The organism is Polaribacter sp. SA4-12 (genome assembly GCF_002163675.1).
Classification (GTDB): Bacteria; Bacteroidota; Bacteroidia; order Flavobacteriales; family Flavobacteriaceae; genus Polaribacter.
In genome coordinates, this window is the sequence record NZ_CP019334.1 from 3,812,548 (window position 1) to 3,835,062 (window position 22,515).

Consider the following 22,515-nt stretch of genomic DNA (forward strand, 5'->3'; position numbering starts at 1 on the left):
TGATGTCAGAAACTGCAAATCAAACTTGTGTTATTATTGGTGCTAGTCATGGAGGTGTAAATTTAGCTTTCAATCTAAGAAAAGAAGGTTGGCAAGGAGAAGTTGTAATCTATGATACAGATCCTAACACACCTTATCACAGACCGCCTTTATCAAAATCTTATATAGTTGATGGCGATTTAAATAGCAATCTTTTAAAACCGTTAGAAAGTTATCAAAAAGATACTATTTCTTTAAAATTAGGTAAAACCGTAACTTCAATTAACAGAGATCAACAAACGATTTCTATTGAAGGTGAAGGTGATCAAAAATATAATAAGTTAGTAATTGCTACAGGCGCAAGACCTTTTATACCACCTATTAAAGGAATCCAAAATGCGACTAACTTATTTCCAATGAGAACTGCAAATGATGCAATCGAGATTAAAAACGCGATTGATACATCAGAAAAAAAACGAGTTGTTATTATTGGTGGTGGTTATATTGGGTTAGAAACAGCAGCTTCTCTTAAAAAAATTGGTGCAACTGTAACTGTTTTAGAAAGAGAAAGTAGAGTTTTAGCAAGAGTTACTGCTCCTATTATGTCAGCCTTTTTTATGGATTTACATAAAAAAAATGATGTAGAAATTTTAACTCAAAAGAATGTTGTTTCTATTAAAAATGATGGAAATTATAATGTTGTTAACTGCGATGATAATTCTTCTTTTGAAGCAGATGTAATTATTATTGGTGTAGGTATTCGTGTAAATACAGAATTGGCTGCATCTGCAGAATTAGATATTGAAAATGGAATAAAAGTAAATGAGTTTACACAAACCAATGATAAAAATATTTTATCAATAGGCGATTGTACATCTCATTACAATCCTCATTACAAATGTTTTAATCGTTTAGAATCTGTTCAAAATGCAGTAGATCAAAGTAAAGTTGCAGCAGCAACTATTTGTGGGAAAGAGGTTGTTTATGATACAATTCCTTGGTTTTGGTCAGATCAATATGATGTAAAATTACAAATGGTTGGTTTATCAAACGGTTATAACGAAGTTCTTGTTAGAAAGGAAGATATGGAAAACAAAAGTTTTTCTGTATGGTATTTTAAAGGTGAAGAATTATTAGCTGTAGATGCAATTAATAATGGAAAAGCGTATGTTCTTGGAACCCGTTTTATTAAAGGAAATCAAAAAATAGACAAAAAAAAATTAGTTGACATCTCAATTCCTATGAAACCAACAAGTTTTTTATAAAAAATTAAAAATTATGAGCATAAAATCTAAATCTGCAATTGCAAAAGGAGATGGTTCTTTTATTATAGATACAATAATTATTGAAGATCCAAAAAAAGATGAAGTCATCGTAAAAATAAAAGCAGCTGGTTTGTGTCATACAGATCACGATTCTTTAACTTGGGGAAAACCAATTGTTTTAGGACACGAAGGTGCAGGAATCATTGAAAAAATAGGTAAAGAAGTTACCGATTTTAAAGTTGGTGATAAAGTTATTTTAAATTGGGCAACTCCTTGTATGAAATGCTTTCAATGCCAAGAAGGAAATCAACATATTTGTGAAAATAATTCTCCTGTAACTGCTGGAGGAAATGGATATACTCCTGGGCACGCACATTTAGAAGGTTCTAAATGGAATAATAATCCTATAGAAAGAAGTTTTAATATTGGTACAATTGCAGAATATGCATTGGTAAAAGAATCTGCTTGTGTAAAACTCGAAAGTAATATGTCTATGCCTTCTGCAAGTATTATTAGTTGTGGAGTAATGACTGGTTATGGTTCTGTAGTAAATTCGGCACAATTAAAAGCGGGTACTTCTGCTGTCGTTTTAGGAACTGGTGGTGTTGGGTTAAATGCAATTCAAGGAGCAAAAATATCTGGTGCAGCAAAAATTATTGCTATTGATATAAATCCTGAGAGATTAGAAATGGCAAAACAATTTGGAGCAACACATACAATTTTGGCTGATAAAAATGATGTTGGTTTATTACTTGCTTCGGAAAAAGTGAAGGAAATGACTGATGGTAGAGGTGCAGATTATGCTTTTGAATGTACTGCAATTCCTGCTTTAGGAGCAGCTCCTTTGGCAATGATAAGAAATGCAGGAACAGCTGTTCAAGTAAGTGGTATTGAAGAAGAAATAACCATTGATATGAGTTTGTTTGAATGGGATAAAATTTATATCAATCCATTATATGGGAAATGTAGACCACAAATTGATTTCCCTAAATTGGTAAATCTGTATGAAAAAGGAGAACTATTATTAGATGAAATGATTACCAAAACATATCCAATAGAAAACTTACAACAAGCTTTTGATGATATGTTAACTGGTAAAAATGCAAAAGGCGTTATAATTTTTTAGAATGAAAAGTAGTTTTAGAACCATAGAACTTTCAGATAGTGAATTCGAAGCTCAAGGACTTCGTTTTTTAACTGTAAAAACAGCAAATTTAAAAGGAAGAGGAGACATCTGTTTGTATGTTCCGGAAGTTGATGAAGGCATTAATAATCTTCCAATTTATATTTTATTACACGGAGTTTATGGTAGCGCTTGGATTTGGGCAATGAAAGGTGGTGCTCATAAAACTGCAAAAAAAATGATGGAATCTAAAACCATTAAACCTGCAATTATTGCAATGCCTTCTGATGGTTTGTGGGGCGATGGTTCTGCATATTTTTCACATCATAAAAAGCAATTTGATAATTGGATTGTAGAAGATGTTATTACCGCAGTAAAAGAAAATATTCCTGAAGCAAAGAATTCAACTTCAACCTGTATTGGAGGTCTTTCAATGGGTGGCTATGGAGCATTATCTTTAGGAGGAAGGTTTCCAGATAAATTTAAGGCAATTTCTGGTCATAGTTCTATTACTAAATTAGAGCAAATTCAGTTGTTTGTAGAAGAGCCATTGGAAGAATATCTTAAAGAAAGCACTACTGCAAATGTGATAGAAATATTAAAAGGAAAAAAGGAAAAATTACCTCCATTTCGATTTGATTGTGGTATAAATGATGATTTACTTTCTGCAAATCAATTACTTCACCAAGAACTTTTAAAAGAGAATATTCCTCATATCTATGAAGAATTTAAAGGAGGACATGAATGGTCTTATTGGATAGATAATTTAGAAAAAACTTTTGAGTTTTTTAATCAAAATTTATAAGCATGAGTTTTGTAAGATATTAAATCACTTTTATTAAAATTTATAATTACTCACTAAAACTTAAATAAAAAAAACCTCAACTAATTAATATTATTAGTTGAGGTTTTTAATTTGTGGAGACGCCGAGTATTGCACCTATTTTACCTTGTTATGTCTTAAGCCTTGTTGTGTCTATTGTAAACAATGGATTTGTAAAAATTATATCATTAAATTTATGATGGTTTATTCCTTAAATGTTACCTTTACTGACACCTAAATTGACACCTATTAAATTATGAGATGTACATTTAATCTAAAGGATAAGAATAAGGATGGAGCTACTTTAATTTATTTAAAAGCCTATTTTAAAAAAGAAGGGAAGAAGTTTGTTTATTCTACAGGAGAAACAATTCATCCCAAAGAATGGGATTTTGAAAATAGACAACCAAATAACTTAAATGGTAGAACTTCTAAAGCTGATAGTCATAGAACTATAAAAAGGCAATTAGATAGATATTCTAGCTTATTTGTTTCAATAACGGAGCTTTATAAGAATACAGATCGTGAAATTACTATTGATCAAGTCAGAAAGGAGTTTGATAAAGAGTTTAAAAGAGTTTCTTTAGGTAAGAATAAGTTTTATGAAGCCTATGATGAGTTCATGGCTTTTAAACAAAAAAATAAAGAATGGTCTCTTGCTACAATTAAACGATATCATAATATTAAAACTCATTTAGAAGAGTTTGAAAAAGCAAAAAAGTATAAATTAACTTTTGATACTATTACTCAAAAGTTTTATACTGAGTTTACCGATTATTGTATGACCAATAAAGGACATATTAATAATACTTTTTCGAGAAATGTTGGGTTGTTAAAAACGTTTCTTTTTTGGGCTTTAAAAAATGGGCATACCTATAAAGCAGATTTTATCAATTTCAAAAAGAAGCCAAAGGTAATTACGAACCAAATAGCATTAACAAAAGAAGATCTGGAGACTTTACTTTCCATAGAAATGAAATCTAAAAAATTGGAACGTGTAAAAGATGTTTTTATTTTTTCTTGCGTTACTGGTTTAAGATTTGGAGAATTAAAATTTGTTTCGGAGAATACAATTAATGGAAAAACATTAATTTTAAAAGAAGAAAAAAGTTCTGGTAAAAAAGTGCGTGAAATACCTTTGAGTGCTATTGCTATGTATATTTTAGAAAAATATAATTATGTGTTACCATTAATAGCTAATCAAAAACATAACGACTATATTAAAGAAGTATTTGAAGAGGCGGGATATAAACATAATGTTATAAAAGCATCAACTAAGGGAAAAGAAGTTATTAGAGAAGAGATTCCTTTTTATAAAAGAATTTCGAGTCACACTGCTCGCAGAACCTTTATAACATTGATGAAAAAAAATGGAAAATCTGATAAATTAATAGCTGAAATATCAGGGCACAGAGATATGAAGACTTTAAATCAATATTATCAGGTAACGAATGAAGATGTAAAAGAAGCTGTTGATGATACTTTTGGTTTTAAAATACCTAATTCATAGAAATTATGGGAAAAAGAAATATTCAGTCACAATGGAATGGTTTGATTGATAAACTTGATTTACAACAAGTAAATATTTTAGGTCAATCTATAGAAAGAAGTTTGAAATTAGCTATAGTTGATGCGGAAAAAGAAAACCAAAATGCAATAGAAATAATTAAGAAAGAAAATGACCTGAACCAATTATATAAGTTAATAATTGAAAGGAAAGCTAATTTTTTAAAATCTAAAACTTCCGATTATTCAATTTTACATAAATCTTACGGTAGCTTGTTAAGAAGGATGGATGTTGGTGATTCAGAAAAAACAGCAAAAGTCATGCTTCTATTTTTTACAATTTTTAAAAAAGATATATTTTTTGAATTTGAAGATTTCAATAAAGAAATTATAGAAGAAGTCTATAATTATAAAAAAAATGAAATACTTTATTTATTATGTGTAAATATAATTGACTATTTTAATAATGATATAAACAATACAATAAAATTGCCTTCAATTGAAAATTTCGAGATTGACACTTTTCTTTTGTTAGAAACTTTAAGAAAAGAACAAGAAGCCAGTTCTAAAGAGGTTTTAGATAAGCAAACCGAAATAAATGAGATAAGAGATAAATATCATAAAAAAATTAATCAAGAAGGTAGAGAAAAAATTAAAAACCTTAGTAACGAATTATTTGAATTGAATTCAGATTATATAAAATCTAAAGAGGAATTAAAAGATAGTTTATTTGATATAAAATTATTAAAAAAAGAGAAAGATTATCTATTTAACTATAATATAAAAAGAGAACCATTATATGTAATTCAATTTGACAATACGGTTTGGGGAGATAATTTTCCAGCACTAAAGGTGTTTTATAAATTTTTATTTGATTATTACTATATTGATTTTAACTGGAGCTTTTTTACGTATACGATGACAACAGAAAGTAAAGATGTTATTAATTTAAATATTAAAATTATTAATAAAGGAGAAACTGGGTACCTTCTATTTATACTTAAAGAGTTTTTTGTTTCGTCTATATCTAATGATTATTTTAAATGGTTATCAAAAAAAATCACTATTGAAGGGCAAAATATTAATAAATCTTTTTATGATGGAAAAATTTGGGACAGTTCACAGAACTTTCCCAACCAAGAAAAGATAAATATTATTAATGAATTACATAAAAACATTGAAAATATATATAATAAAGTATAAAAAAATCTTCATTCTTCATTTTTCCTTTTAATGTATCAACCTAAAAAACAATTAGAAAACTATATATCAGCACCTTATGTTTTTTTTTTTTTTTTTAATGCAATAACTTTCCTTTAAATCCCCTTTACTGTTTTTACTCTTTCCGCTATTAATTTTACCATAAAGATTAAGGCCTTAATCTATTATTAATTTAATAGTAAAATAATGAAAAATATAATTATAACAACTCATGAAGAGTTGGCGGAAATGATAGATTCTTCAATAGCAAGAAGAATGAATCCATTAAAAGATTTAATTAACAAGAAATTAAATCCACAGAAGAAAAATGTAACAGTAAAAGAAGCAGCCAAAATGCTTAATGTTACCGAACTTACTATTCGAAATTATGTCAAGAGTGGAAAAATCCAAGCGTCAAAGATTGGTAGAAGAATTGTAATCAATTTAGAAAGTTTAGAGAATTCTCTAAAAGAAGTTAAATCTTTAAAATATCGTAGATAAGATGGAAGATTATAACGCAAAAGACAATAGTCTTACTAAAAACTCTTTAACCCTTCTTGATAGACAACAATCTGATTTAGAACGATTAAAAAAAGATAGAATAACAGATCATTCACTTTATAGAACTTTAACCCATTATCAAGCTGAAAATGAGAAGTTAAGAATACTTATAAATGAAAACCCCAGATTTGAATGGATACAAGTTCAGAATGAAACTGATAGGTTATTTAGCAATGACAAGAATATGGGAAGTGTTAATATCAGGCTTACTTGGAATGCAAATGGTAGTTTAGGTTATATAACAGGTAAACTAGTCAAAACATCGTAGTTATGGAATACGTCAGAATTTCAACAGATTACTATAAAACCTGTAATGTTCCGTTACTTAGTGGTGACAGCGTAAAAACTTTGAGAAAATGGTCTAAAGGAGAGATAATTACAGATCATGGGAAAGATTTTTTACAAACCATAAAAAAGTATGATGGGTTTGTAACAATTCCAGATCATCAAAATTATAAACAAGAAATTAATTCTTTTTATAATGAGTATGAAAAGATAGAACATCAATTAACAGAAGGAGAGTTCCCTAAAACGGAAGAGTTTTTAAGACATATTTTTGGAGAACAGTATGAGTTAGGTTTAGACTACCTAACCGTACTTTGGACGAAACCAACTCAAATATTACCTATTTTATGTTTGGTTAGTGATTCTAGAAATACTGGAAAAACATCTTTTTTAAATTGGTTAAAACAGATGTTTCAAGGGAATATGACAATCAATAAAAATGAAGATTTTAGAAGTCGATTTAACAGTGATTGGGCTTCAAAATTAATTATTTCTATAGATGAAGTACTTTTAGATCGAAGAGAAGACAGTGAGCGAATAAAAAATCTTTCTACTGCGAATACCTATAAAACTGAATCTAAAGGAAAAGATAAAATTGAAACAAACTTCTTTGGAAAATTCATTTTATGTTCCAATAATGAAGAGAACTTTATTCAGATTGACGAAAAAGAAATAAGGTATTGGGTAATTAAAGTGAATTCTTTCGGAAAAGAAGATGTTGATATGCTTAAAAAGTTACATAATGAAATTCCACAGTTTTTATATTTTCTAAACACACGGAAAGTTAAAACAAAAAGAACAACAAGAATGTGGTTTACAAAGCAGCAGATTTACACTCCTGCATTAGATAAAGTAATCAAAGGAAATAAAACTTATTTGAGCCAAGAAATTAAAGAAATTTTAATTGAAGATTTTATTACTTATGAAGTTAATGTTTTGAAATATACAGCTTCAGATTTATTAGAAAAACTAATAAAAGGGAGTATTAGAACAACAAGATTTAAGGTGTCAAATAGTTTAAAAGTTGATTATGATTTAGAACCAATTAATGGAAGTTATCAAAGATATTTTCTTTCATTAAATTTAAGTCATAAAACTATTGTAGATTCTGAAACTAAAAAAGGAAGGTACTTCGAGTTTGCAAAAAAGGATTTTATTGAAGATACTGTTGATTGTTGATGTATTGCAGCTAATAATAATGAATAAAGGAGTTTAGATGAGTAACAAGAGTTCAACAACCTATCAACAGTTAAATAAATTAGACTGTTGATAGGTTGTTGAATGTTTGTTTTCTTTGTAAGCTATTGTGTTTGTTGCTATTTCAATCCTAAATCAACAACACAACAAAAATCTATAAGATTTAATTTCTTAAATTTGGTTTGTTAGTAATTATATATAATAGAATAAATGTGTTATCATATTTCAAATACTAAATCAGCTAGAAAACTAGAAGATTTTTTTGATGCAAAATTCAAAAATGATATTGTTTATGAACCAAACTATCATTTAAATGGATTTGATAATCGTCCTGTTTATATAATACCTCAACAAGAAAATTATGTAATCAAATCTGCAAAATGGGGATTACTTCCAGAAAACCTAGAAAACTCAGATAGTTTTAAAAAGCGATTCAATACTTTAAATGCTAAAAGTGAAACGTTGTTTACTAGCAATCTTTGGAAAGAACCAATTGCAAATAGAAGGTGTTTGATTTTGGCAGATGGTTTTTTTGAAAGTAAGCATATTGGCAAGAACAAATACCCTCATTATATCCGACTTAAAGACCAGGAACCTTTTGCTTTTGCAGGAATTTATAATCAGCACAATAACGGTGCTTTTTCCTGTTCTATTATTACTAAAAAAGCAAATCCTTTTATGGCTGAAATTCATAATTCTAAAGAAAGAATGCCAATAATATTAGATAAATCATTTGAAAAAGAATGGTTAAATCCATCCTTTTCTAAAAGCAGTATTAACGAAATTATAAATACAGGTTTTACCTCTAAAGAATTTGAGGCTTATACTGTTTCTAAAAACGTTACAAATAGCAGAATAGAAAGTAATACAATAGATATTTTAAGACCTTATTATTACCCAGAATTAAACACGTTATTTTAATTCGCTCTTAGAGATTTTTCTAATTGTTTTAACTCAATACCAAGTCCATTAAACATTTGTATAATACTACTTAATTTCAACTCATGTTCATCATATTCTTGCGTGTTTATGCTACATGTAAATTTCCATAGTTCTAAAACTTCAGAAATAGGAACTTCATAAGATTGATATTCTCTGTTATCTGGTTTTAAGAGTAAACTCCCCTTCTCTTCAATTTGATTATATACTCGTTTGTACGTCATTCCATCATTTCTAGTAACGATAATGTAAGAAGTTCCGTTTTTAACATCTACTATGTCTTCTACAAATTCTGCAACTACATAAGAATCATCTTTCATAGGCAACATAGAGTCTCCTTTTATGGGGAATGCTCTGTGTTTTCCTGTTGGTAAAAAAGGCAATTTAATTTTCTCTAATTGTTCTATATATTCTGGATCATTATACCCTAGTAAATAACCTGCAGATACTTTTGCAGAAACAACTTCAATCAAGTTTTCATTGTGTTCATTAACAGTTATAGGGAATAAAACTCTCTTCTCTCCTATTTGTATAAATGATGTGTCTTTTGTTTTTGTTAAATCATTTCTCAATAGAATATCAACAGGTATTTTAAAGTAATCAGATAGGTCTAGTAAAAACTCTAGTGTAGGTGAAGAACGACTTTCTTCGTAAGAACCAATACGAGATCTAGTTACCTTCAATTCTTCTGCTAAACCTTCTTGAGAAATTTTTTTTAATGTCCTTAAGTGTTTAATGTTTTTTGATATAATTTTCATAATACTACAAATATAAGCAATGATTGTTTGTTTTTGTAGCTAATTTTGCGATGTGAAGAAAAATATTTTACATTTAGATTTAGACACGTTTTTCGTGTCTTGTGAACGTTTGATTGATAGTCGTTTACAGAAAAGACCTTTGTTAGTTGGTGGAACTGGTGATCGTGGTGTGGTTGCTGCTTGTAGCTATGAAACGAGACTTTTTGGAGTGCATTCTGGTATGTCTATGAAAGTAGCAAGACGTTTGTGTCCAGAGGCAGTAATTATAAGAGGAAATACAAGTATTTATTCTAAATATTCTAAAATAGTTACAGAAATAGTCAAAGAAAAAGTACCAATTTTTGAAAAAGCAAGCATTGATGAATTTTATGCAGATTTAACAGGAATGGATACTTTTTTTGGAAGTTATAAATATGCATCAGAATTAAGACAACGAATTATAAAAGAAAGTGGATTGCCTATTTCTTTTGGATTGTCTGGAAATAAAATTGTTTCAAAAGTTGCAACTGGTGAAGCAAAACCAAATAATCAACTGTTAATTAATGAAGGATTTGAAAAAGAATTTATGGCGCCATTATCAATTCGAAAAATACCTTCTGTTGGAGAAAAAACATATCAAATTTTAAGAAATTTAGGAGTAGAAAAAGTAAAAGTAATTCAAGAAATGCCTGTTGAGATGTTGGTGAGTGTTTTGGGGCTAAATGGTAGAACAATTTGGAAACGTGCAAATGGAATTGACAATCCTCCTTTAATTCCTTTTCATGAAAGAAAATCTATTTCAACAGAACGTACTTTTAATAAAGATACTATTGATATGAAAAAACTGTCTGAAACTATTTTTGCGATGGCAGAAAATTTAGCATATCAACTTCGTAAAGGAGACAAATTAGCATCTGTAATTGTTGTAAAAATTAGATATTCAGATTTTAACACCTACACAAAGCAAGTTAAAATCCCTTATACAAGTGCAGATCATATTATTATACCAACAGTATTAGAACTTTTTAAGAAGTTGTATCAAAGAAGATTATTAATACGATTGGTAGGTGTAAAGATTACAGATATTGTTAGTGGTAATTATCAAATTAATTTATTTGATGATTCTGAACAAATGCTCGATTTATATAATGCTATGGATACCATTAGAAATAAATATGGTGAATTAAGCATTACAAGGGCTGCTTCTATGGGAGCTAAAACTATTGGTCGTTTTAGCAATCCTTTTAACGGTGAACCTCCAACTCTTTTAGCACATAGAAAGCAATAATGTATTTAAACTGTCACTCATATTATTCTTTACGTTATGGTACGTTTTCCGAAGTAGAACTATTGCAACTTGCAATAGAAAACAATATTGATACTATTGCACTTACAGATATTAACAATACTTCTGCTTGTTTAAATTTTATACAACAAGCTAAAAAACATAACATTAAACCTGTTGTTGGTGTAGATTTTAGAAATGGCAATACTCAGCAATACATTGCAATAGCCAAAAGCAATAGTGGTTTTAAAAACATCAATAGGTATTTGTCAACCTTTTTAGAATCTAAAACACCTATTCCAGATCAACCAGAATTTTTAGAAGATGTTTTTATTATTTATCCTTTTGAAAAAGCATTAGAATTAAACTTAACTTCTTTTAAAGAGAATGAATTTGTTGGTGTTTCTGTTGCTGAAATTAATAAACTTAGATTTTCATATTTAAAAAAGTATGAAGATAAACTTGTAATACAACAACAAGTTACAATTCGCAATAAAAATGATTTTAATGCACATAGACTATTGCGTGCAATAGGTAACAATATGTTGTTAAGTAAACTGCCTACAACTGAACAATGTTTACCAACAGATAAAATGTATTCAGCAACACTATTGCAACAACATTTTGAAGAATTCCCTTATATAGCTGCAAATACAACAGCACTATTGCAACAGTGCAATAGTGAATTTGGGTTTGGTAGCAATAGAGAAAATCAAAACAAGCAATACTATTGCAATAGTTTTGAAGAAGATTGCACGATGCTATTGCAACTTTGCAATAGTAATATCAATAGGAGATATAAAAATGTAACACAAAAAGTAAATGATAGACTTCAAAAAGAATTGAAAGTTATTCTTGAATTAAAATTTGTCTCTTTTTTTTTAATCAATTACGACATTGTCAATTATGCAAAAAGTAAAGGATATTTTCACGTTGGTCGAGGAAGTGGTGCTAATAGTATTGTTGCTTATATTATTGGTATTACAGATGTAGACCCTATTGAATTAGATTTGTATTTTGAAAGATTTATAAATCCCTTTAGAGCATCACCACCAGATTTTGATATTGACTTTTCTTGGAAAGATAGAGATGATGTTACCAACTATATTTTTAAACGCTTTAAAAACACTGCACTTTTAGCAACTTACAATACATTTAAATACAAAGCTGTAATTAGAGAATTAGGAAAGGTTTTTGGGCTTCCAAAAGAAGAAATTGACAAGCTAAGCAAGAAATCAAAACAGGAAAAAACGTTGCTAGGACAAACTTACACATCAAGCAATAACTCAGTACAACAGAAAACTAATAGCACTGCAATAGCAATACAAGAACAGAGCAATAGTAGTGCAATAGTTTATCAACAGCAAGAAATAGATAGTATTGCAAAGTTAGTTTTGAAGTATGGAAAGTTAATTGAAGGGTTTCCTAATTATATAAGTGTTCATTCAGCAGGAATTTTAATTTTAGATAAACCTATACATTATTATTCCGCAACAAATCTTCCTCCAAAAGGATATCCTACAGTTCAATTTGATATGAATATTGCAGATGATGTAGGTGTTTTTAAATTTGATATTTTAGGGCAACGGGGTTTGGCAAAAATTAAGGAAGCACTAGAGATTATTAAAAAGAATAGACCCAATGATCTTCCAATTGACATTACAGATGTTGAAAGTTTTAAAAAAGATAAAAATATTAATCACTTGTTGAAATCTGGAGGTGCAATTGGTGCGTATTATGTAGAATCTCCAGCAATGCGTGGTTTGATGCAGAAATTACAAACACAAGATTATTTAGGTTTGGTGGCTGCAAGCTCTATTATTAGACCAGGAGTTTCTGGTTCTGGAATGAAAGATGAATTTATTAAAAGACATCGTTTTCCAGAAAAAAGGAAAGATGCAAATCCTATTTTATTAGAGATTATGCCAGAAACTTATGGTGTTATGGTGTATCAAGAAGATGTGATGAAAGTGGCAAGTAAATTTGCAGATTTAACATTAGGTGAAGCAGATGTTTTAAGACGAGGAATGAGTGGTAAATATCGTTCTCTAAAAGAGTTTAAGGCAGTTGAAGATAAGTTTGTTTCTAATTGTAAGAAAAAGGGACATAAAGATGCTTTGATTTTTGAAGTTTGGAATCAAATTAAAAGTTTTGCAGGATATGCTTTTGCAAAAGGACATTCTGCTTCTTACGCAGTTGAGAGTTATCAAAGTTTATTCTTAAAATGCTACTACCCTATAGAATTTATGGTAGCAGTTTTAAATAATGGAGGGGGTTTTTATTCAGCAGCGCATTATATACACGAAGCTAGAATGAAAGGTGCAATTATAGAATTGCCTTGTATCAATAAAAGCAATCACCCAAATATTGTTATCGATAAAACTATTTATTTAGGTTTTGGTTATTTAAAAAGTTTAGAACATTTAGTTATAAAACGCCTGTTAACTGAAAGACAATTATATGGGGAATTTTCGTCTTTAGAAAACTTTATAGAACGTGTTGTTATCAGTATTGAACAACTAACAATCCTTATTAGAATAGATGCTTTTCGATTTACAGGAAAAACAAAAACACAACTATTATGGCAAGCTATATTTAAATTAAATGCCACAAAACAGCAATCAAAACAAGCTCAACTTTTTAAAATTCAACATAAAAAATATGAACTTCCAAAACTAGAATCTCATTGGCTTGAAAATGTGTATGATGAAATGGAATTATTAGGCTTTACAATTCACGATTATTTTAAACTAGTTGCAGAACCTTTTTTACCAAGTATCAAAGCTAAACAAATGATTGATTTTGAGAATCAGAATGTTTTAATTTATGGTTTATTGGTTACTACTAGATACAATACAACTTCACAAGACAAATTAATGAGATTAAGCACGTTTGTAGATAAAGATGGGAATTATTTTGATGCAGTGCATTTTACAAATGTGGTACACTTATATCCTATAAATGGAATTGGTGTTTATGGGTGTTATGGTAAAATTACCAATAGATATGGCTTTTGTAGTATGAATATAATTAAATCTAAGACGATGGGGGTTTTGGGTGATCCTAGGAGTTAGATTTTTAAACTATTTGATGGAAGTAAGTTTTAAAGATCTTTTAATAAGTATTAAACCGCTCTAAATCTAAATTAAACTTAAATACCTACAAGTAGGTATTTTACAAAGTAACTAAAAAAGTTAAATTTGAAAAACTAAACAATAACCAACAAACATTATGAATTTCAAACTATCATTAATTTTATCAAGTATATTGATATATTCTATCTCAAGTTACTCACAAGGCTCAACTTCAAAACCTCATACTACTAATAAAAACATTCTGAGCTTTAAGGAAATAACAAAAAAAATAAATGAGCTTAGAAAAAGGCAAGATTTTTTAATGCAAAAGGAAATCTCACCTGGCATTCAAAATCATTTAAAAGAATTAACACCAATTCTTGATATCGTAAAAATAAATCCTGATAAAGCTAAAATAGCTTTGAATAAATTAAAAATATTTAAAACAAAATGGAGCGTTTCAAGACCTAAATTTGTGGAAATGGATAATGAATATCTTAAGTTAGATAGAGAAATTCAAGAATTAAATAACGTGAAAAATATAACAACAAGATGGCATACAAGTTTTGAGGAAATTGACACAAACATTAAGAGCTATGAGAAAACTATAAATTGGCAAATAAAGCAGAATAAGTCTAAATAAAAAACAACAACTCTAATTCTTAAATAATATTTTACAGTCTAGACTTATATAAGTTTTGAATCATCTATATATTTTTGTTTTATCCGACTAAAGAAGTTTAATTCATAATTACGGGTTTCCATAACTCAAATTCATTTCGTTTTCATTACTTTAGGGGCACATTCATTTGCTATGAAATTTAACGAAGACTCTAGAGTAAAAATCCCCTCAATTTTACATTTAATTCAATTGGGGTATAGGTATCTTTCACTGAAAGATACTACTTGGGATACTAGTACAAATATCTTTACAGATATCTTTTATCCTCAACTGAAGAAGATCAATACGAATCTTTCACAAAAAGAAGCAGAAAGATTTTATAATGAGGTTTCACTTACTTTAGAAAATGAAGATTTAGGTAGAGCTTTTTATAAAAAACTGATTGATCAATCAGGAATTAAATTGATTGATTTTGAAAACTTTGACAACAATTCTTTTCACGTAGTTACAGAATTGCCTTATGAAAAAGATGAGGACAATTTTAGACCAGATATTATTCTATTAATTAATGGAATGCCTTTGGTGTTTATCGAAGTTAAAAAACCAAATAACAGAAACGGTATTAAAGATGAGCATGAAAGAATGCAAAGGCGTTTTAAAAATAAGAAGTTTAGAAAGTTCATCAACTTAACACAGTTAATGGTTTTTTCTAACAATATGCCGTATAGTGATAATGATACGCAAATGTTAGAAGGTGCTTTTTATAGCACTACAAATTACAAAAAACCAATATTCAATTATTTTAGAGAAGAAGAAACTTTTGATTTAAATAAAATATTATCTCCAGTTTCAGAAGAAGTAGAAAACTTTGTATTGAAAGATACAAATCTTATCAGTATTAAAAATTCTAAAGAGTTTGCTTCAAATAAGAATCCAAATTCAGCAACAAACTCTATATCTACTTCCCTATTCCAAAAAGAACGTTTACAATTTATTTTGCAATATGCATTTGCTTATGTAGAGGAAGAAAATGGCTTGGAAAAACACGTTATGCGTTATCCTCAAATTTTTGCAACAAAAGCTATTGAGAATAAGCTAGAAAACGGAGTTAAAAAAGGAATTATTTGGCACACACAAGGTTCTGGGAAAACGGCCTTGGCATATTTTAATGTAAAACATTTAACAGATTACTATCAAAAGAAAAATATCATTCCTAAATTTTATTTTATAGTTGATAGAATCGATTTATTAAATCAGGCTGCAAAAGAATTTACTTCTCGTGGTTTAACAGTGTATAAAATTAGCAGTAGAGAGGCTTTTACAAAAGACATTAAGTCTACCAACGTAATTCATAACAATTCTGGTAAAGCAGAAATTACAGCGGTAAATATTCAGAAGTTTAAAGACGACCCTGACGTTATAAAAAATAACGATTACAATTTAAGCGTACAACGTATTTTCTTTTTAGATGAAGTACATAGAAGTTATAATCCGAAAGGAAGTTTTTTAGCCAATTTAGAATTAGCAGATAAACATTCTATAAAAATAGGATTAACAGGAACACCACTTTTAGGAAAAGAGTACAATTCTAAAACGTTGTTTGGCGATTATATTCATAAATACTATTACAATTTATCCATTAAAGATGGATATACTTTACGTTTAATTCGTGAAGAAATAGAAACGAAATACAAACTAACACTTCAGGAAACATTAGAGAAAATTAAAGTTTTAGAAGGTGATGCTGATAAGAAAAAAATCTATTCACATCATAAATTTGTAGAACCTATGCTAAACTATATCATTCAAGATTTAGAAAAAGCAAGAATTTCTATGGATGACCATACAATTGGTGGAATGGTAGTTTGTGATTCTTCTGATCAGGCAAAAATGATGCAAGATATCTTTGATGAGAAATATGCAATCAAACCAGAAACGTATTTTCAACAAGCAGCAGAAGATCCTGAGCAATATGGACATAAAAAAATTGCAGACAGCAAAGTAAATAAGGCAACTGTAATTTTGCACGATGTTGGCACAAAACAAGAACGTAAAGATTGGGTAGATGATTTTAAAGCAGGAAAAATAGATTTACTTTTTGTATATAATATGTTGTTAACTGGTTTCGATGCCAAAAGATTAAAGAAATTATACATTGGTCGTAAAATAAAATCACATAATTTATTACAAACATTAACCAGAGTAAATAGAACGTATAAAAATCATAAATATGGTTTTGTGGTTGATTTTGCTGACATTCAAAAAGAATTCGATAAAACAAATCAAGATTATTTTAACGAGTTGCAAAGTGAGTTAGGCGATGAAATGCAACATTATTCTAACTTGTTTAAATCCGCAGAAGAAATTACCAAAGAGATTGAAGAAATAAAAGATGTTATTTTTAAATTTGATACTAATAATGCCGAAGTATTTAGTCAGCAAATATCAGAAATTAATGATCGTACAGAAATTAGAGAAATTGCAAAGGTTTTAAACAACTCTAAAGAACTTTATAACTTAATTCGATTATCTGGTAACTATGAATTATTAGAGAAGTTAGACTTTAGAAAACTAGCTATTTTATCAAGATTAACAAATGATCGTTTAGCACTCATCAACACAAAATTAGCGCTAGAAAACAATCTTGAAACTAACAATATTTTAAATACGGCTTTAGAAGATGTCATTTTTGCTTTTACAAAAGTAAAGGAAGAAGAAATGGTATTGGCAGATGAATTAAAAGATGTTTTAGGAAAAACTCGTGAAATGTTAGGTGGTAATTTCGATCAGAAAGACCCAATATTTATTTCTTTACGTGAAGAACTAGAACGTTTATTCAAGAAGAAAAATTTAAGTGAAGTTTCTAAAGAAGAAATGGAAGCCAACATAAAAGCCTTGAATGAAATTTACGATGCAGCCAAAAAGTTAGAAAGAGAAAATCAGTTATTAAAAGCAAAGTATGATTATGATGCAAAGTACGCACGTATTCATAAACGCTTAATAGAGAAAGATCCTTTAACAGACAATGAGCGTAAATTGTTTGAAGCCTTAAAAGGATTAAAAGCAGAAGTAGATAATGAAATACTACAAAACGCAAAGATTTTAGAAAACGAAAGTTATGTAGAAAAAATGATGATGCGTTTGGTCATCAATCAATTTAAAAACAAACAGAACATCAACATAAATGCAACAGATGTAAAACGCATTAACAACATTTTAGTAAAAGAATATATCAACGAATATAATGGCGTAGCCTAATATAAAATATGACAAAAACCGCACAATTTGAAACCAAAACCAAAGCATTAATAGACGATTTAAAAAGCGTTTGTGCCAATTATGGTTTAGGGAATGATGGAAATGAATTTAAAATTATCACCCAAGTTTTTTTATATAAATTCTTGAATGATAAATATGTATATGAGTTAAAAAAAATAGACCCCAAATTAGCCGAAGCAGAAAATATAGATGATGCTTTAAAAGCTTTTTCTGATGATGAATTAGAAATGTTAAGTATGCAAATAAGTGAAAACACTGCTTTAATTGCGCCTAAAAACTTATTATCTCGTTTGTTTGAGCAACAAAACAAAGACAAGTTTGCCGATATTTTTGATGAAACTTTATTAGATGTTGCCAGAGCAAATAATGATATTTTCTCGGTTTTAACCCAAGGTGGAGAACGTATTGTGTTGTTCGAGAATATTAGTAAATATGTAACCGACAACAGAGATGCTTTTTGCAAAGCGTTGGTTAATAAATTAGTCAGTTTTAGTTTTGAGCAAATTTTTGAAGAGAAGTTCGATTTTTTCGCAACTATTTTCGAGTATTTAATAAAAGATTACAACACCAATTCAGGTGGTAAATATGCAGAATACTTTACACCACACGCCGTTGCAAAAATTATGGCAGCGTGTTTGGTAACAGACAAAAATGTAAACAACGCCACTTGTTACGACCCAAGTGCTGGTTCTGGCACCTTGTTAATGAATATTGCACACGCCATTGGAGAAGAAAAATGTACTATTTACTCACAAGATATTTCTCAGAAATCTTCTGCCTTATTGCGTTTAAATTTAATTTTAAACAACCTCGTACATTCTATCCAAAATATTATACAAGGAAATACTATTTTAAGTCCGTATCATAAACATGAAAACGGACAATTAGAACAGTTTGATTATATTGTTTCGAACCCTCCATTTAAATTAGACTTTTCTGATTACAGTGTAGATTTAGATAACAAAGCCAACAAAGAACGCTTTTTTGCAGGAATCCCAAATATTCCGAAAACAAAGAAAGACTCTATGGCAATTTATTTATTGTTTATACAACACATAATGCACTCTTTAACGCCAGAAACAGGTAAAGCAGCCATTGTGGTACCAACAGGTTTTATTACAGCACAAAGTGGCATTGATAAAAAAATACGTCAGAAATTAGTAGAAAGTAAAATGTTGGCAGGTGTCGTTTCTATGCCTTCTAATATTTTTGCAACTACAAATGCAAATGTTAGTATATTATTTTTAGACAAAGCAAATACCAAAGATGTGGTTTTAGTGGATGCTTCTAATTTAGGAATAAAAGTTAAAGAAGGGAATAATCAAAAAACTGTTCTAAGCGACATTGAGGAGCAACAAATTATTGATATTTTTAATACCAAAGAAGTAAAAGAAGATTTTTCTGTAGTGGTTTCTTATGATGACATCAAAGCTAAAAACTACAGTTTAAGTGCAGGGCAATATTTTGAAGTTAAAATTGAATATGTAGATATTTCTGCGGATGATTTTACAACTAAGATGAATAATTTTGAAAGTAATTTAGGTAATTTATTTTCTGAATCTAAAAGTCTGGAAAAAAGTATTCTTACAAATTTGAAAAACTTAAAATATGAATAGTTTTTTAGACAAAACAACTTTAGGTGAGGTCTCTGATTTTATTGGAGGAAGTCAACCTCCAAAAAAAATATTTTCAAATATCAAAAAAGAAGGGTATATCAGGTTAATTCAAATTAGAGATTATAAAAAAGATAGTTTCATTACTTATATACCAAAAAATAGTACTCGTAAATTTTGTAAAAAAGATGATATAATGATAGGACGTTATGGTCCTCCCATTTTTCAAATATTAAGAGGTATTGAAGGTGCTTATAATGTGGCATTAATAAAAGCTATTCCTAAAAATAATATAGAAAATGATTATCTATATTATTTTTTATGTCAAAAACATTTATTTGAATACATAAATGCTTTATCTCCAAGAACTGGTGGGCAAACAGGTGTAGACGTTGTAATGCTAAAAAAATTCCCTATTAAATTACCTGAATTGTATTTACAAAAAAGGATAGCGCATATCCTTTCAAGTTTAGATTCTAAAATTACAATTAACAATAAAATAAACCAACAATTAGAAGCAATGTCAAAAGCTTTGTATGAATATTGGTTTGTACAATTTGATTTTCCTAATTCAAATGGAAAACCTTATAAATCATCAGGAGGGATAATGGTTTACAATAATGAATTAAAACGTAAAATACCCAAAAACTGGGAAGTAATTGTACTTAATGATTTAGTTGACAACATAAGTAGTACCATTAATTCTGAGGAAATTGATCCTAAAACCCCATATGTCGGATTAGAACATATACCAAGAAAGAGTATTGTTCTTTCTGAATGGGAAACAGCAAAAAAAGTTAATAGCTCTAAAAATATGTTTAAAAAATATGATATCCTTTTTGGTAAAATCAGACCTTATTTTCATAAAGTTGGTATCGCATTTGTTAATGGAATAACTTCAACAGATACAATAGTTCTTAGACCTAAAAATAAAAATTACGCAGGAATTGCGTTAGAAACTGTATTTACAGATATATTTATTGAAACAGCAACAAAATCATCAACAGGAACTAAAATGCCAAGAGCAAATTGGAATATATTAAAAGACTATGCCTTACCTATTTGTAAAGGAAAAATCTTAAGTGATTTTCAATCAGTCTTAAATCCTATCATACTTAAATTAGAATCAAATGTAAAACAAAACAAAAAACTATCGGAATTAAGAGATTGGTTATTGCCTATGTTAATGAATGGTCAGGTTAGTGTTGGTAGTTCGTCATTGCGAGGTACGAAGCAATCTTATAATGAAAGCACTAAAAACACTTTGGGTTTGGTTGCTGAGGAGAATGCTAAATATGGAGAGGGATGAGAACAATTTACACATTGCATAACTTTTTAAAAAAGCTAAAAGATGATTCTTTTGGAGATGAACAAATAGGACTTGACAGTGAATTGATTATTGATTCTAGTATCATTGATTGGGATTTTAGAGCCATTAAAAATGTAACTTTCGAGAAATTAGTAAGAGTTCGTAATGCAGAGATAAATTCAGGTTTAGCTTTTTATAATTGCGATTTTAAAAAAGGTATCATATTCAGTAGTATAAAGTGTACAAACTTTGATTCTACAATTAACAGAGATAATTTTAGTGTTCTTATCTCCAGCTGTAAAGCATCTTTAATTCAGTTTGATGCAAATTGCTTTTTAGATAGGGCTATCAAAATAGAAAAACAGTCGGAGATTAATAGTCTTTGTATAATTGAAACTCACATAAAAAATGGTGGTATAAAATTATCTTCTAGTAAAATTCACAAGATTTTTGATACTAACAATATTGCATCTGAATTAAGTTTAAGAGATATGACTGTTAATACAAGTATACGCTTACAAAGTCAATTTGGAGATATTTCTTTTATTTCATCCTCTTTTTTTGATTTTGTAGATATTTGGAATGTAGAATGTTATAATTCTTTAACACTAAATAACAATACGTTTCATGATACATTTCGAGTTAGAGGTTCTCGAATTAAGAGTTTATCTATGCATGGAGATACTTTTAATAAAAGTGTAAAGTTTGAAAATGCAGATATAATTAATAATAATAAACCTCCAATAATTGCAAGATGTGAAGAAATTTACATTTCTGAAGCAAACTTTATAGAAGGTGCTGTTTTTGAAGGTGCAGCAAAAATAATTAACCAAATTACTTTACCAGTTACTCCAAATTTTCAGGGTGTAGTAACATTTAATGATTGGGAGATTAACAAATTTTTGGTTTCTGGTGTAAATCAAAGTTTAAAATTACTATTAAAAAACTTGAAATTAAAGGCTCTAAAATTTATTGATTTTACAAATTATAATGATTTAAGTTTTGATAAATGCAAATCAACTAATGATGGGATTTTAGAACTCAAAGATTGTGATCTAGGTAAAGCGAAATTTAATGAATTTAATTTTGATTCTTTCAATAAAATAAAAATAGACAATGTAACACTTGATGAAATAAGAGCTTCTAATGTTAAGTGGTTCAGTCAAGATTCACTCGAAATTTTTTCAACAGATGTTAGTAACTGGGAAAATCATAGAAGAATAAGAGAAGTTTATAGACAAATTAAGCACGCTCTTATTAAATCTGGAAACCAAATTGATAGCCTAACTTTTAAAGCTCGTGAAATTGAGGCCTATCGAAATGAACTAAAAAGCGGCAATTATAATTGGGGTGACAAAGTGATTATGACCGTTAGTAGAACGAATAATTTTGGTTTAAATTGGAGAAAGCCTTTAGGTCTGATTTTTTTAATTACAGTTGGCTTTTATATTTTAATGTTGCCTTTATTTTCTGATAAAATACATTACACAACAGATTTTAATTTTGAATTAAAACAAATGTTTTTTGAGTTGTATGACAACATTAAAGTATTCTGGCAACTTTTTAATCCAACAAGAAAGTTTAGCTCTGTTTATGGAATGCATGACAGTGGTTGGCTCTATTTTTTAGACATTATCCATAAATTAGTTTTAGGTATTTTCATATTTCAAATTATCAAAGGATTTAGAAGACTTAATTTAAAATAATTATAGAGAAAA

General features: G+C 28.6%; 17 protein-coding genes. 16 read left to right on the forward strand and 1 reads right to left on the reverse strand.

Features of this window, described 5'->3' with window-relative positions; translation table 11 throughout:
* Positions 1–2: 2 nt before the first annotated feature.
* The 9 genes from BTO07_RS16385 (at position 3) to BTO07_RS16425 (ending at position 8,860) form a co-directional block, all read left to right on the forward strand.
* Complete coding sequence (locus tag BTO07_RS16385) at positions 3–1,244, forward strand: NAD(P)/FAD-dependent oxidoreductase (protein WP_087522298.1); 1,242 nt, start codon at positions 3–5, stop codon at positions 1,242–1,244.
* Between the two features lie 13 nt (positions 1,245–1,257).
* A complete protein-coding gene (locus tag BTO07_RS16390) occupies positions 1,258–2,370 on the forward strand; it encodes a Zn-dependent alcohol dehydrogenase (protein ID WP_087522302.1) in 1,113 nt (370 codons plus the stop codon).
* A gap of 1 nt (position 2,371) precedes the next feature.
* The gene (locus tag BTO07_RS16395) at positions 2,372–3,172 is read left to right on the forward strand and encodes an alpha/beta hydrolase (RefSeq protein ID WP_087522304.1); all 801 of its coding nucleotides are present in this window, start codon (positions 2,372–2,374) and stop codon (positions 3,170–3,172) included.
* Between the two features lie 274 nt (positions 3,173–3,446).
* Positions 3,447–4,700, forward strand: coding sequence for a tyrosine-type recombinase/integrase (locus tag BTO07_RS16400; protein WP_087522306.1), 1,254 nt, complete (start codon positions 3,447–3,449; stop codon positions 4,698–4,700).
* 5 nt (positions 4,701–4,705) lie between these two features.
* The gene (locus tag BTO07_RS16405; protein WP_087522308.1) at positions 4,706–5,899 is read left to right on the forward strand and encodes a hypothetical protein; all 1,194 of its coding nucleotides are present in this window, start codon (positions 4,706–4,708) and stop codon (positions 5,897–5,899) included.
* 204 nt (positions 5,900–6,103) lie between these two features.
* Positions 6,104–6,397 carry a helix-turn-helix domain-containing protein gene (locus BTO07_RS16410; RefSeq protein WP_087522309.1) on the forward strand — a complete coding sequence of 98 codons (294 nt, stop codon included), beginning with the start codon at positions 6,104–6,106 and terminating at the stop codon, positions 6,395–6,397.
* A gap of 1 nt (position 6,398) precedes the next feature.
* Complete coding sequence (locus tag BTO07_RS16415) at positions 6,399–6,725, forward strand: hypothetical protein (RefSeq protein ID WP_087522311.1); 327 nt, start codon at positions 6,399–6,401, stop codon at positions 6,723–6,725.
* Between the two features lie 2 nt (positions 6,726–6,727).
* Positions 6,728–7,921 (forward strand): primase-helicase family protein, encoded by a 1,194-nt coding sequence (locus BTO07_RS16420; protein WP_087522312.1) that lies wholly within the window; start codon positions 6,728–6,730, stop codon positions 7,919–7,921.
* 228 nt (positions 7,922–8,149) lie between these two features.
* Complete coding sequence (locus BTO07_RS16425) at positions 8,150–8,860, forward strand: SOS response-associated peptidase (protein WP_087522314.1); 711 nt, start codon at positions 8,150–8,152, stop codon at positions 8,858–8,860.
* On the opposite strand, the gene BTO07_RS16430 is transcribed toward BTO07_RS16425, so the two are convergent.
* Complete coding sequence (locus BTO07_RS16430) at positions 8,857–9,636, reverse strand: XRE family transcriptional regulator (protein WP_087522316.1); 780 nt, start codon at positions 9,634–9,636, stop codon at positions 8,857–8,859. The genes BTO07_RS16425 and BTO07_RS16430 overlap by 4 nt on opposite strands.
* A 52-nt stretch (positions 9,637–9,688) precedes the next feature.
* On the opposite strand from BTO07_RS16430, the gene dinB reads away from it, so the two are divergent.
* The 7 genes from dinB (at position 9,689) to BTO07_RS16465 (ending at position 22,503) form a co-directional block, all read left to right on the forward strand.
* The gene (gene dinB, locus BTO07_RS16435; protein ID WP_087522318.1) at positions 9,689–10,903 is read left to right on the forward strand and encodes a DNA polymerase IV; all 1,215 of its coding nucleotides are present in this window, start codon (positions 9,689–9,691) and stop codon (positions 10,901–10,903) included.
* Positions 10,903–13,974 carry a DNA polymerase III subunit alpha gene (locus tag BTO07_RS16440; protein WP_087522320.1) on the forward strand — a complete coding sequence of 1,024 codons (3,072 nt, stop codon included), beginning with the start codon at positions 10,903–10,905 and terminating at the stop codon, positions 13,972–13,974. Before dinB ends, BTO07_RS16440 begins: the two co-directional genes overlap by 1 nt.
* Before the next feature lie 157 nt (positions 13,975–14,131).
* Positions 14,132–14,617, forward strand: a complete 486-nt coding sequence (locus BTO07_RS16445; RefSeq protein WP_087522322.1) for a hypothetical protein — start codon at positions 14,132–14,134, stop codon at positions 14,615–14,617.
* A 171-nt stretch (positions 14,618–14,788) separates the two neighbouring features.
* Positions 14,789–17,854, forward strand: coding sequence for a type I restriction endonuclease subunit R (locus BTO07_RS16450; RefSeq protein ID WP_087522325.1), 3,066 nt, complete (start codon positions 14,789–14,791; stop codon positions 17,852–17,854).
* Positions 17,855–17,862: 8 nt separating this feature from the next.
* A complete protein-coding gene (locus BTO07_RS16455; protein WP_087522328.1) occupies positions 17,863–19,491 on the forward strand; it encodes an HsdM family class I SAM-dependent methyltransferase in 1,629 nt (542 codons plus the stop codon).
* Complete coding sequence (locus BTO07_RS16460; RefSeq protein ID WP_087522331.1) at positions 19,484–20,797, forward strand: restriction endonuclease subunit S; 1,314 nt, start codon at positions 19,484–19,486, stop codon at positions 20,795–20,797. Before BTO07_RS16455 ends, BTO07_RS16460 begins: the two co-directional genes overlap by 8 nt.
* Positions 20,794–22,503, forward strand: a complete 1,710-nt coding sequence (locus BTO07_RS16465; RefSeq protein ID WP_087522334.1) for a hypothetical protein — start codon at positions 20,794–20,796, stop codon at positions 22,501–22,503. The genes BTO07_RS16460 and BTO07_RS16465 overlap by 4 nt, the downstream gene beginning before the upstream one ends.
* The last annotated feature ends 12 nt before the right edge of the window (positions 22,504–22,515 follow it).

Coding starts and splice junctions, on each gene's coding strand:
- BTO07_RS16385 (WP_087522298.1), top strand. CDS start 3: ATGTCAGAAACTGCAAATCAAACTTGTGTTATTATTGGTGCTAGTCAT.
- BTO07_RS16390 (WP_087522302.1), top strand. CDS start 1,258: ATGAGCATAAAATCTAAATCTGCAATTGCAAAAGGAGATGGTTCTTTT.
- BTO07_RS16395 (WP_087522304.1), top strand. CDS start 2,372: ATGAAAAGTAGTTTTAGAACCATAGAACTTTCAGATAGTGAATTCGAA.
- BTO07_RS16400 (WP_087522306.1), top strand. CDS start 3,447: ATGAGATGTACATTTAATCTAAAGGATAAGAATAAGGATGGAGCTACT.
- BTO07_RS16405 (WP_087522308.1), top strand. CDS start 4,706: ATGGGAAAAAGAAATATTCAGTCACAATGGAATGGTTTGATTGATAAA.
- BTO07_RS16410 (WP_087522309.1), top strand. CDS start 6,104: ATGAAAAATATAATTATAACAACTCATGAAGAGTTGGCGGAAATGATA.
- BTO07_RS16415 (WP_087522311.1), top strand. CDS start 6,399: ATGGAAGATTATAACGCAAAAGACAATAGTCTTACTAAAAACTCTTTA.
- BTO07_RS16420 (WP_087522312.1), top strand. CDS start 6,728: ATGGAATACGTCAGAATTTCAACAGATTACTATAAAACCTGTAATGTT.
- BTO07_RS16425 (WP_087522314.1), top strand. CDS start 8,150: ATGTGTTATCATATTTCAAATACTAAATCAGCTAGAAAACTAGAAGAT.
- BTO07_RS16430 (WP_087522316.1), bottom strand. CDS start 9,636: ATGAAAATTATATCAAAAAACATTAAACACTTAAGGACATTAAAAAAA.
- BTO07_RS16440 (WP_087522320.1), top strand. CDS start 10,903: ATGTATTTAAACTGTCACTCATATTATTCTTTACGTTATGGTACGTTT.
- BTO07_RS16445 (WP_087522322.1), top strand. CDS start 14,132: ATGAATTTCAAACTATCATTAATTTTATCAAGTATATTGATATATTCT.
- BTO07_RS16450 (WP_087522325.1), top strand. CDS start 14,789: ATGAAATTTAACGAAGACTCTAGAGTAAAAATCCCCTCAATTTTACAT.
- BTO07_RS16455 (WP_087522328.1), top strand. CDS start 17,863: ATGACAAAAACCGCACAATTTGAAACCAAAACCAAAGCATTAATAGAC.
- BTO07_RS16460 (WP_087522331.1), top strand. CDS start 19,484: ATGAATAGTTTTTTAGACAAAACAACTTTAGGTGAGGTCTCTGATTTT.
- BTO07_RS16465 (WP_087522334.1), top strand. CDS start 20,794: ATGAGAACAATTTACACATTGCATAACTTTTTAAAAAAGCTAAAAGAT.